10 protein-coding genes are annotated in these 11,802 nt (G+C 68.7%); 3 read left to right on the top strand and 7 right to left on the bottom strand.

Annotation, left to right across the window (positions count from 1 at the left end; genetic code table 11):
* Positions 1-73: 73 nt before the first annotated feature.
* A complete protein-coding gene (locus CDO52_RS03670) occupies positions 74-1,351 on the bottom strand; it encodes an MFS transporter (protein WP_094932201.1) in 1,278 nt (425 codons plus the stop codon).
* Between the two features lie 996 nt (positions 1,352-2,347).
* Here CDO52_RS03670 and CDO52_RS03665 point away from each other — a divergent pair.
* Positions 2,348-3,415 carry a hypothetical protein gene (locus CDO52_RS03665; protein ID WP_017621421.1) on the top strand — a complete coding sequence of 356 codons (1,068 nt, stop codon included), beginning with the start codon at positions 2,348-2,350 and terminating at the stop codon, positions 3,413-3,415.
* Positions 3,416-3,871: 456 nt separating this feature from the next.
* Here the strand turns inward: CDO52_RS03665 and CDO52_RS03655 are convergent, their stop codons facing one another.
* Positions 3,872-4,585 (bottom strand): Mut7-C RNAse domain-containing protein, encoded by a 714-nt coding sequence (locus tag CDO52_RS03655; protein WP_017621423.1) that lies wholly within the window; start codon positions 4,583-4,585, stop codon positions 3,872-3,874.
* 218 nt (positions 4,586-4,803) lie between these two features.
* Here CDO52_RS03655 and CDO52_RS03650 point away from each other — a divergent pair, with 218 nt between their 5' ends.
* Entirely contained in the window at positions 4,804-5,607 is an 804-nt protein-coding gene (locus CDO52_RS03650; RefSeq protein ID WP_017621424.1) for a CPBP family glutamic-type intramembrane protease, read from the top strand.
* Here the strand turns inward: CDO52_RS03650 and CDO52_RS03645 are convergent.
* The 5 genes from CDO52_RS03645 to CDO52_RS03625 form a co-directional block, all read right to left on the bottom strand.
* Positions 5,596-6,057, bottom strand: coding sequence for a hypothetical protein (locus tag CDO52_RS03645; RefSeq protein WP_157745399.1), 462 nt, complete (start codon positions 6,055-6,057; stop codon positions 5,596-5,598). The genes CDO52_RS03650 and CDO52_RS03645 overlap by 12 nt on opposite strands.
* Positions 6,058-6,596: 539 nt before the next feature.
* Positions 6,597-8,060 (bottom strand): dihydrolipoamide acetyltransferase family protein, encoded by a 1,464-nt coding sequence (locus CDO52_RS03640; protein ID WP_094932792.1) that lies wholly within the window; start codon positions 8,058-8,060, stop codon positions 6,597-6,599.
* A gap of 15 nt (positions 8,061-8,075) precedes the next feature.
* On the bottom strand, positions 8,076-9,056 hold the full coding sequence (locus CDO52_RS03635; protein WP_017621428.1) for an alpha-ketoacid dehydrogenase subunit beta: 981 nt from the start codon (positions 9,054-9,056) through the stop codon (positions 8,076-8,078).
* A gap of 4 nt (positions 9,057-9,060) precedes the next feature.
* On the bottom strand, positions 9,061-10,176 hold the full coding sequence (gene pdhA, locus CDO52_RS03630) for a pyruvate dehydrogenase (acetyl-transferring) E1 component subunit alpha (RefSeq protein WP_017621429.1): 1,116 nt from the start codon (positions 10,174-10,176) through the stop codon (positions 9,061-9,063).
* 405 nt (positions 10,177-10,581) lie between these two features.
* Positions 10,582-11,193 (bottom strand): sigma-70 family RNA polymerase sigma factor, encoded by a 612-nt coding sequence (locus tag CDO52_RS03625; protein WP_017621430.1) that lies wholly within the window; start codon positions 11,191-11,193, stop codon positions 10,582-10,584.
* 268 nt (positions 11,194-11,461) lie between these two features.
* On the opposite strand from CDO52_RS03625, the gene purS reads away from it, so the two are divergent.
* On the top strand, positions 11,462-11,704 hold the full coding sequence (gene purS / locus CDO52_RS03620; protein WP_017621431.1) for a phosphoribosylformylglycinamidine synthase subunit PurS: 243 nt from the start codon (positions 11,462-11,464) through the stop codon (positions 11,702-11,704).
* Positions 11,705-11,802 lie beyond the last annotated feature (98 nt).

Here is an 11,802-nt window from a genome sequence, read left to right as displayed (position 1 = left end):
GCTCAAAGCGAGGACGCCGTTCCGACCCGCAGGGTGGGCTTGCACCCTGCGGGTTCGCGTTGCACAGCGTGGTTCAGGGCGATCGTCGGGCCGAGTCCGAGACGCCGACGGTCTGCTCGCGGCAGTGCGTCTCTGTCGTTGTCCACGCCGCCACGAGCCCGGCCGCGGCCAACGCGATGGGCAGCGCCAGAGCGACCTGGTACCCACCCAGGTCACGCGATGTGTGGTCCAGGACCCACCCGAAGGCGGGCTGGATCACGGCCGACGCCGCGAACACACCGGTATTGGCAACCGCGAGCGCCGTCGCCACACGTGTGGGCACGAGTTCCTTCAGGGTGGCGAAGGAGACCGTCACTTGGGAGGCGGCGAGGCCGGTCATGGCGTACAGGAGGAAGCCACTCCAGCCTGGCTGCCATGGTGCCAGTGCCAGAAGCGCCCAAGCCGCGAAGGCGAGCACCGAACACCCCACGACAAAGGGCTTACGGACACCGGCGCGGTCCGACACCGCACCGATGGCGAACGCGCCCAGCCCGTACACAGTCAGGGCGAGTGTGGTGTAGGCGGCGGCCTCAGTGACCGAAAGCCCGAATCCGTCGGTGAGCATCGGCACGCCCCACAACCCGGAGAAGGCATAGAAGGTGCCGTTGGTACCGATGGTCGCCCAGAAGATCGGCCACACTCCACGAGGAACCCATGCCGCCCGCGCGGACCGCCTTGCCGTCCCTGCGTCCTCCTCTGCGAGAGCTGGAGACGCTGTGACGCCGATCGCGCTCGGATGGTCCCGCGGTTCCCGAACGACCGCCCACACCAGGACCGCCAGAACCGCCGACACCAGCCCGGCGACGCCGAACACGGTCCGCCACGACCAGTGCTCCAACAGGAGCGCCGCCGGTGACCCGGCAGCGATACTGCCGACGTTGGCGATCAGCATCGTCACGCCGGTCACCAGCCCGTACCTGTGGGCGGGGAACGCCTCGGCGTTGAAGCGCATCACGCCGACGAACACCGCCGACATCCCCAGCCCTGTCAGGATCGGTCCGCAGGTCGCCTGAACCAGGCCTCCGGCCGTGGCCAGGAGGACCGATCCGAGGGCGACCAGGGCCGACGCGACCGCCACGCTGGATCGTGCGCCGTACCGGTCCAGGACCATTCCGGCAGGTATCTGCGCAGCGGTGTAAATCCAGAAGTGGCCGGCCGCCAGAATCCCAAGCCCCGTGGCCGAAGCTCCGAGGCTGGCGGCGATGGTGTCCGCGAACGTCGCCGGTGCGAACCGGTGAAAGAACCCGATGAGGAAGCACGCCGTCAGGGCCGTGTATCCGGCCCACCGCCACGTGTGGCCGTCAGCCCGCATCGAGCACCCGGCCGAGGATCCTGTTATACAAATTGAACAGATCCCGAGGAACGTTGGGGGAAATCGTTGTGCTCCCAGTCAGCATTCATCTGGCCGCACGAAACCCCCGAGGGCAGCACGAGGATTCTTTGACGCGCGGCAAACTTCGACCTTTCGATTGAAAGTGACACTACACGACAATTTTGGACATCTCCAGCATTCAACGTCCCGCAGCACAAGAAAATGTGCAACAGGTCACAAGAATCGACCCCAGCCGCCATCAAAGGAATACGACTGACCAGGAAAAACGCAAAATAATCGCGCCTGACCTGACAAGACAGAGGCGAACCCCGTCCACAGTCGTGCGACGCGACCACAGAATCCCGAGGCCAGCACCAGTCCCACGGCGACCCGTGCCGGGGGACTCAGCACCCGAGCGACACGCGGCCGACGAGCTCCACCTGAGGCATGGCCGAATCCGGCCATGAGAAGAGCGGACTCATACTCACGAAGTCAACGAAAACCGCTTCACCCATTCACGCGTCGGCGCCAATCAGCTGCTGGCGGATTTTTCTCCAGCCGGGGGAGTCGCGTCGGCCTTCGAGTTCTGCTCGCTTTCGGAGTCTCGAAGCCCAGCATTCCAGCATGGCTGTGCGCATTAGTGTTCGCCACCCTTTGTCAACCCCGCCGGGCGTCAGCGATGACGCCGCATTGGAAGGGCGGTGATTCATGTCGTGCGCGCAACCACGCACGTCGTGGTGTGGCCTGATGCGGCCACGGCCTCAGCTGGTGTCGACTCCCAGAACAGCGGCCGGTGGTCGATTGGTCGAGAGTCACCGGCCATGGCGGATTCCTGGCGAGTTCGTCGGTTGTCAGGGAGCACGGTCATACTGGACTCTCTGGTCTCATTGAGGCGTTGGGGGCGGAGCGCTGCCAGGTGGCGGCTCCGCTGGTCTCCTCCTCCCTCGGGTGTCGAGGGTCGGAGCTCTGAGGTTCCTCGTTCGGAAAGGCGGATGTATGCGTCGCGCGCGTGCGCTGGTCGGGGTTGCGGCTGCGGTCGCGTTGCTGCTCACCAGTGCCTGTAGCGGGACCGCCGGGACGACGGGCGGGGGCGGCGGGAACGGCTCGGCGAAGGAGACCAAGCTGACCGGGCTGGCCCTGGTCTTTCGCGGGTACGAGGGGGGCGATCCTGAGGAGAGTCAGGCGCTCGTGTTCGTCGATCCCGACGGCGGGAAGGAAAAGGCGGCCGTCACACTGCCGGAGCGCGCGCTGGATCCGATGGTGTCGGGGATTCCGGCGTACTCGATGTTCTCGGACGACTGGCAGTACTTCGTCTACTCGGCGCCCGACGCCAAAGACGTGCAGCTGGCCCGGCTCAATGCCGATCAGACCGCCTATGAGCCGGTCACGGCGATCAGCCCGCAGGCCTCGGAGGAGTGGGGTGAACCGCGCATCCAGGGGGACCGGATCTGGTTCTCCGCTCGGACGCCGGGGAACCCGCAGAGCGCGCGGGTGATGTCGGTCCCGCTGGACGACCCGACCGCGTCGCCGAAGCAGGCCGGGCAGTTGCCCCTCGGTGAGGGTGGGAAGCCCGCCTCCTGGGAGCTGACGCCCGATGGTGCGGTGCACATCCGCGAACAGGTGCCGATCTCGCAGATGACCGGCCAGGACGGCAGTTCGCTGACCGTCCGCAAGAACGGCGCGCACCTGATGAACGCCACACTCGCGGCGGGCGGACAGCAGTGGCAGAGCCTGGACTCCGCCCCCGTCTGGGGCGAGGGCAACATCGTCGTCGGCCCGGCCGACCAGGGCAGTGGCGTGCCGGACGGCGAAGGAGGGGCGCGGCTCGTCACCCTCGATGACACCGGCCAAGGCTACACGACCACTCAGCTGCTCGACGCGAGTGACGGGGTGGTGGTGCAGTACGCGCCCGCGCCCAAGCGCGACGGGGTGCTGCTGCAGACCGACTCGACCTGGTACCGGGTCGACCTGAAGGGCGGAAAGCCGAGCCGGGCGGCCAACTTCCCCGCGCCGCGCGACGCCTCGATGGACGGCTATCCCTTGGTCGCGGGCTGGGCAACCTGACCCGCTCCCGGAGGACGGCTCGCGGGAGCGGGAAGCACGCCGCCTGACCAAGCGTTAGTCAGCGTCCCAATTCTCTCCCTCGCAGCCCTCTGCGCTCCGGTTGATGAGAGGGACGGACACCACCGGGAGATACGTATCGCAGGTGGTGACGTTGGTTGTGACGGGGATGATGTCGCCGTGAGGGAAAGGGGACGCGTCGGCGGGAACAGCGACGAGGGCGGCCCCTGCGGCGGCCACAGCCAGTACCGCGCTTCGCAGCATCGTGTTCTTCATGGGGGGATTCCTCCCGGTGCAGAGCAGCAGGACATGATGACCCTTGAACAATACTGCTTACGGTCGTCATGCGATTACGGAACGCGAAAATTTGGTGTGTATACCGACCTCGGCCAGCGCCTTCCGAAGGGAGCACGGTCGGGTGCCGCGAGGTTCGCGAACGGGAACCCATGTATTTCCGCGCTAGCTGGCAACGGCGCGCCGGGCGCGCTCGACGATGCGCTGCAGCCGCTGGTGGTGGGCACCGGGCCAGTACACCTGGCCGCAGGACGTGCAGCGGGAGAAGGTGTCGTACGTGGCACGCGTGCCCGCCATCAGTTCGTCGGTCACTTCGGCCTTGGCGACTCCGTTGAGCCGACCGTTGCAGGCCAGGCAGCGGGTCCATGGTTGGAGCGGTGGATTGAAGCGCTCCAGGATCTCGGTGAGCTGCGCGTCGGGGGCATGGGCGCGGACATGTGCTCCCATACGCAGGCAGCGGCGGAAGAGCAGGCCGCGATCGCGGGTGAGCAGGACGCGCTGCTCGGCGTTGGCGAGGTCGATCAGGGTGTCGTCGTCGAAGTCGTCGGGGTAGGCGGTATCGACGCCGACAAGGCGGAGACGCCGGGCCAGGGTCCCGAGGTGCACATCGAGCACGAAGCGCGGGGGCCACACCGGGAGCGGCTGCGGGAGAGCGGGCACCCCGACGTCGATGAGGTCGTCGGGACGGGGGCGGTGGTCAGCGCCGACCTCGCGGCCGCGAATGCGGAGGGTGCCGACTTCCGTCAGGGGGACACCCAGGGACTGCACGATGTGGCCGAGGCTGGCGGTGTCGTCGTGGTCAAGGCGGACCACGCCAGCACGGTGCCGAGGCGCGAGGAAGAACCGGAGCTCCGCGGCGAAGCGCAGCGTGAGGGTCATCGCGGCGTCCTCCTTCTTGTCTCTCTTTGCCGCTCCTCGGAGTTCCGTCCCGAGCCCGATGCCACGTCGCATCGGCGTCGCGGGGGTACCTGTTCGACTCGTCTTTCAGTTTCGCACCCGCGGGGGACACGGGTTCTGCCCGATCTTTGAGGAGAACATGGCGGCTCCTTGGTCAATGGGCGCCATTCGGCCAACTGCCGCGTTCCTATGCTGGCCCGATGACCGACAGACCTCCAGCGACCACCGCTGACCGGCCCGGATGGTCGGCCCGCGCCTGGTCCCTGGCGATCGTGGGCTACCTGCTCTCCTTCGGCTTCTCCATCGCCGTGGCCGTCAGCATCCTGGTCGGCGCCCCGATGGAGATCGACCTCCCGGCTCCGGCGGCGCTCACCCTGGTCCTCGCCACGTTCGCGATCGGCTTCGTCGTCGCCCCCACCGCACTCCTGCTGGCCCACCGTTGGCTGTATCTGTCCGGCACCGAGCTGGGGCTGCGCGGTGACTCCCTGTGGCGCGCCATCGGCGCGGCCGGCGCCGCCTACCTGGCGATGAAGCTCGGGTTCGAAGTGCTCTACCTCTTCCCCGCCTGGCCGACGCCCGCGCCCTCGACAGAGCTGTGGCGGGCGTTCGTCACCGAAGTGCACGGCGGCGTTGTGGAGGAACCGCTACTTCTGGCCCTGCCCATGGCCATCATGACCCGTCTGGGCTGGAGCTGGCCGACACAGCTGCTGGTGCTGGTCGTGCTGCGCACGCCCTTCCACCTCTACTACGGCCCCCAGGCGCTCGCACTCACCCTGGTCTGGATGGCGGGGTTCCTCCTCGTCTACCGCCAGGTCTCCCTCCTGTGGCCGTTCATGGCCGCCCACCTGGTCTACAACCTCGCCAACTTCCCGCCCATCCCAGTGCTGCTGCGCGTCGGCGTGAGCGTGGCGATCACCATCATCGGTGCGGTTGCCGTCGTGCACTGGATCGCGGGTCTTCGGCGTGGTCGCCGGACCGCCTCCCACCCGGGGTCATCGGCCTGACCTCCTGATCGCCCGCGCGAGCACGACGGTGTCGCGAACAAGGCGGTCGCGCAGGAGCACCCCGAGTGTCGCTACAACGGCCCCGACGAGGGCGAGGGCCACAGGGACCACCGGGAACTCCGCGCCCGCCTCGTACGCGATGATCACGCAGTGCGTCACGAAGAAGAACAGCGCCAGCGTGATCAGCACCGCGTTGAGGTCCCGGACACGGTCTCGATCGCCGTCGCCCGCGGGAAGCCCGAGGCGTCCCAGGAACCGCACGATGAACCTGTCGAACGGACGGGCGCCGACCATCAGAACGGTGCACAGAACGGCAGCGGCCGGGACAGCGCCGACCACAACCCACCGGGACACCTCCGTCGCGGTTCGGTCCACGGTGGCCTCCCGGGTCGTGACAACCTCCGGCAGGAGGTCCCACGCCGCCCAGGCGATCCCAAGCATGGCCACCACGGACACAACGGTGCAGAGAACACCGCTGCGCAGGGAAGCGTGACGAGAGCTGCATGCCACCGCTGTTGGCCTCCTTCTGGAAGGGAATCGGTGGCAGGGAATCTAGGGGCTCGGGCAGGCGGCGAGCATCCCCCCGGAGTCATTGATCCGCACCCTGCGCGGGGCCGGCTCCCCTGCCTGCGGTCATGTGCGAACGTCACACCGCATCTCCGGCCCGCCCTTCCCCTGCTCGATCGGGGCCGGAGAGCACGCGTGGCCGGAGCCATCGCGCCGCTTCGGAGACGGCCGCGTGGCGGGTGGAGAAGGGGAAAGAGGTCGCCCCCGCCCGCGCTAGATCCACATCCACATGCTGTGGACGACAGGGGCGACCCACTGCCGAGGACACGTATCGGACGTGCCGCCGGTTCACCGCGGCGCATCACCGATCGGCGTGTCCCGCGCGTGTGCGCCGCTCCCACAGGCACTGGTGGAGACACGGATCGGCCTCGGGGCGTCCCCGAGGCCGGTCCGTAGCGTGTCCGTTGCCTTGCGCGAGCCGGTCAGCCCCAGGCCAGGGCGACCGTCTCCGGGTCCTCCAGGACCGCGCCGACGTCGCGCAGGACCTTCGAGCCCAGTTCGCCGTCGACGAGGCGGTGGTCGAAGGAGAGCGACAGCGTCGTCACCTTGCGGACCTTGAGCTTGCCCTTGTGCACCCACGGCATGTCGCGGATCTGACCGAACGCCAGGATCGCGGCCTCGCCCGGGTTGAGGATGGGCGTGCCCGCGTCGACGCCGAATACGCCGACGTTGGTGATGGTGATGGTGCCGCCGGTCATGTCGGCCGGAGTGGTCTTGCCCGCACGGGCGGTATCGGTGAGCCGCTGCAGCTCGCGAGCGAGGTCGGGCAGCGGCTTTGTGCCCGCGTCCTTGATGTTGGGCACGACCAGGCCACGCTCGGTGGCCGCCGCGACCCCCAGGTTCACGTAGTTCTTCACCACGATCTCCTGGGCCTGCTCGTCCCACGAGGCGTTGACCTCGGGGTTCCGCCGTACGGCGGTGAGCAGGGCGCGGGCCACCAGCAGCAGCGGGGAGACCTTGGTGTCGGCGAACTCGCGGCGCTCCCGGAGCTTGCGCACGGCCTTCATCGTCTTGGTGACGTCGACCTGCAGGAACTCGGTGACGTGCGGGGCGGTGAAGGCGCTGTTCACCATCGCCGCGGCGGTGCGCTTGCGCACGCCCTTGATCGGGATGCGCTGCTCGCGTGCCGCGAACTCCCCGCTCACGGACGCCGCCGGTGCCTCGGCCGCCTCGGCCGCCTCGGGCGCCTCGGCGGGGGCCGGAACGGCCGGGGCCGGTGCGGGGGCGGCCGCCTCGCTGTGGCGGTGCACGTCCTCGCGGGTCACCAGGCCGCCGGGCCCGGTGGGCGTGACCGCACGCAGGTCCACACCGAGGTCCTTGGCGAGCTTGCGCACGGGCGGTTTGGCCAGGACGTGGGTGGCACCGCCGTTGAGGGCGGCCGACTGCTCCGTCGACGGCGCGGCTTGCGGCGCCTGCGCAGGGGCGGGTGTCGCCGGGGCCTGCGGGGCGGCGGGAGCCTCCGCTGCCGGAACCGCCGCACCCTGCGGACGCTTGCGGCGACGGCGCTGCGTGGGCGCGGCCTTCTCGCCGTAGCCGACCAGCGGCTTCTCCTTCTCCTCCTCCCCCTTCTCTTCTTCCTCGGCGCGGGCCGCGACGGCTTCCTCCGCCGCAGGAGCCTCCGGCGCGGCACCGCCGCTCCCGTCGGACACCCGGATGATCGGGGTGCCGACCTCGACGGTCTCCCCGGCCTCCACCAGCAGCTCGGTGACGGTCCCGGCGAACGGGCTGGGCAGCTCCACGGCGGCCTTGGCGGTCTCGATCTCGCAGATCATCTGGTTGACCTTGACCTCGTCGCCGGGCTGCACGTACCACTGCAGGATCTCGGCGTCGACGAGCCCTTCACCCACATCGGGCAGGCGGAACTCCTGAACTCCTTGCTGAACCATGCTCACCTGGCTCCCTTAGAACGCGAACGCGCGGTCGACACCGTCGAGTACCCGATCCAGGTCGGGCAGGTAGTGCTCCTCCAGCCGGGACTGCGGATAGGGGGTGTCGAAGGCCGCGACCCGGATGACCGGAGACTCCAGGTGGTAGAAGCACGCCTCGGTGACCCGGGCGGCGATCTCCGCGCCCAGACCGCTGGTGAGAGGTGCCTCGTGGGTGACGATGAGGCGTCCGGTGCGCTTCACCGACTCGACGACGGTGTCGTAGTCGACGGGCGCGAGGGAGCGAAGGTCGATCACCTCGATCGAGTGGTCCGTGTCGGCTTCGGCGGCCTGCAGGGCCGTCTTGACCATGGGTCCGTAGGCGAGGAGGGTGGCGTCGGCGCCGGGTCGGGCGATGCGCGCGCTGCCCATGGGGGTGGCCGTGTGCAGCGGCGCCTCGGTGTCGACTTCGGCCTTCTCGTAGTAGCGCCGCTTGGGCTCGAAGAAGACCACCGGGTCGTCGGAGGCGATGGCCTGCTGGATCATCCAGTAGGAGTCGACGGCGTTGGCCACGGTGATCACGCGCAGCCCGGCGGTGTGCGCGAAGTACGCCTCGGGGGACTCGCTGTGGTGCTCGACCGCGCCGATGCCGCCGCCGTAGGGGATGCGGATGACGACGGGCAGCTTCACCTTGCCCGCCGCGCGGCGATGCATCTTGGCCAGCTGCGTGAAGGTCTGGTTGGTGGCCGGGAAGAAGAAGCCGTCGAACTGGATCTCGCACACCGGGCGGTAGCCGCGCAGTGCCAGGCCGATCGCCGTGCCGATGATGCCCGACTCGGCCAGGGGGGTGTCGATGACCCGGTCGGCGCCGAAGTCCTTATGCAGGCCGTCGGTCACCCGGAACACGCCGCCGAGCTTGCCGACGTCCTCGCCCATGATGAGGACCTTGGGGTCGGCCTCCATCGCGCGCCGCAGCCCCGCGTTGATGCCCTTGCCGATCGTCAGTTTCGTGCTCATAGGGTCACCGGCCTCCTTCCGCGCCGCTGTCCTCGAAGGAGGCGAGATAGTCGGCGAACTCCGCGCGCTGGCGGTCGATGTGGACGTTCGGCTCCGCGTACACCTCGTTGAAGATGTCCAGCGGGTCGGGATCGGACATGGTCCTGCACTCGTGGCGCACGCGCTCGCCGAGCTTGTCGGCATCGGCCTCGACCTCGGCGAAGAACGCCTCGTCGGCGATCCCCTCCTTCTCCAGGTAGGTGCGCAGCCGCTGGATCGGGTCCTTGCGCTCCCACTCCTCCAGCTCCGCGGAGACGCGGTAGCGGCTGGGGTCGTCGTTGGTGGTGTGCGCGCCCATGCGGTAGGTGAAGGCCTCGATGAGGGTGGGCCCCTGGCCCTCGCGGGCGCTGTTCAGCGCCGCGCGGGTGACCGCGAGGCAGGCGAGGACGTCGTTGCCGTCGACGCGCACGCCCGGGAAGCCGAACCCGGCGGCGCGCTTGTACAGCGGGACACGGGACTGGCGCTCCAGCGGCTCGGAGATGGCCCACTGGTTGTTCTGGCAGAAGAAGACGACCGGCGCGTGGTTGACCGCCGCGAAGTTGAACGCCTCGTTGGTGTCGCCCTGGCTGGTGGCCCCGTCGCCGAAGTAGGCGATGACCGCGGCCCCGTCCTCGCCGACGGACCCGTCGCGCTGCACGCCCATGGCGTAGCCGGTCGCGTGCAGGGCCTGGCTGCCGATCACGATCGTGTACAGGTGGAAGCCGTGCTCGGCCGGGTCCCAGCCGCCGTTGGTCACGCCGCGGAACATGCCCAGCAGTTCCCGGGGCTCGATGCCGCGGCACCACGCCACGCCGTGCTCGCGGTAGGAGGGGAAGGCCATGTCGTCCGGGCGCAGCGCGCGCCCCGAACCGATCTGCGCCGCTTCCTGGCCGAGAAGCGAGGCCCACAGGCCGAGCTCGCCCTGGCGTTGCAGCGCCACCGCCTCCGTGTCGACCCGGCGGACCATAACAAGGTCGCGGTAGAGCCCGCGCAGTTCCTCGGGGTCGATGTCGAGCGGGTAGTCGGGGTGCTCTGTGAACACCCCCTCGGGGGTCAGGAGCTGGACCAGCTCCGGTTCCTCATGCGCGGTGTTGTTCGACACCTGTCGCTCCTCGGGGTTCTCGGGGCCGATTTCGCGGGGTACCGCTGGTCGGCCGGATCTCAGCCCGCTTACCCGGGGTAACGGGTATGGGCAGGCAGCCCTACCGACATCGTGACAGAACTCACCACGGTTGGCGCAAGGCCTCGGTCACACCTTTTCGGTTGCAACCCATGATCTCCAAGAAGCCCAAAAGCGCAACTACCAGGACTTCCTACCTTTCGCAAGGCCGTCCGAAGAAAAATTCGGACATCCGACAAACCCCGTCGCCGGGAGCCGACTCGGCCTCCCGATGCACGCGCCACGCCCCGCCATCACCGCAAAATGATCACCGAACGCACAGAAGGACGTCACTATGCGTGACGTCCTTCTGTGCGTTATGCGTCGGGGCGGGGGAAGCCGGTCGCGTCAGGCGGCCGCGCGCACTCCCCGCTCACGGGCGTAGTCGGTGAGCATTTCGCGCAGCTGGCGACGGGCGCGGTGCAGCCGCGACATGACGGTGCCCAGCGGGGTCCCCATCCGAGCGGCCACCTCCTTGTAGGAGTAGCCCTCGATGTCGATGAGGTAGACGACGAGCCGGAACTCCTCGGGCAGCTCCGCCAGGGCCACGCGGATGTCGGAGTCGGGAAGGTGGTCGAGCACCTCCATCTCCGCGGAGCGGGCACCGGACGAGGTGTGCGCGTCGGCCGCGGCGAGCTGCCAGTCCTTGATCTCGTCGGTGGAGTCCTGGCGCGGCTCGCGCTGCTTCTTGCGGTAGCCGTTGATGAAGGTGTTGGTCAGGATGCGGTACAGCCAGGCCCGCAGGTTGGTCCCGGCCTTGAACTGGTGGAAGTTGGCGAACGCCTTCGTGAACGTCTCCTGGACCAGGTCCTCGGCGTCGGCCGCGTTGCGCGTCATGCGCAGCGCGGTGGGGTACAGCTGGTCGGCGTACGGCGTCACCGCCGTGACGAAGTCCAGTTCCTCCGGGGTTTCCGGGGCTTGTTCGGTAGCGGCGGTGCGCTCAAGTTCGATGGTCGCCAAATCTCCCCCTTAAGGACGACCGGATGATCGCTGCCACCCTGGTAGACGCACGAAAGAGCCCATTATGATGCCATGAATCAGGGTGATGAGTGTCACCAATGGGGCGAATCGGTATCTCCCAGGCGTAAGTATGCGGTAAGGAAGGGACGCGCGGAGCCCCGGAAGACCAGAGTGTGCGCAGGTGCCGTACGCTTTTCCCGGCCCCTCCCGCAGCGTGGAGCGGCGCCCGCCCGAGCCCGTGAAGTGCGGCACAACTGTGGAGGACCCTGTGGCCCGCGTCATCGTCGACGTCATGCTCAAGCCGGAGATCCTGGACCCCCAGGGCCAGGCGATCGTGGGGGCGTGCGGCCGCCTCGGCTTCGACGGCGTCACCCAGGTGCGCCAGGGCAAGCGCTTCGAGGTGGAGGTGGAGGGCGAGGTCGACGACGCCAAGCTGGCCGACATCCGCCGCCTCGCCGAGACGCTGCTGGCCAACCCGGTCATCGAGGACTTCGAGCTGCGCGTCGCCTGACGCCCGCACTTCGCCGGGATCACCGGAGAGGCGCCCGGGGACCCAGCCCCTGGGCACCCCGCATGAGGCACAGCACACCCCTAACGGCCCGAACGTCC

The sequence above is a fragment of the Nocardiopsis gilva YIM 90087 genome, from assembly GCF_002263495.1.
GTDB lineage: Bacteria > Actinomycetota > Actinomycetes > Streptosporangiales > Streptosporangiaceae > Nocardiopsis_C > Nocardiopsis_C gilva.
The sequence above is the reverse complement of the archived record's forward strand: the minus strand, read 5'-3'. Positions and strand labels throughout refer to the sequence as shown.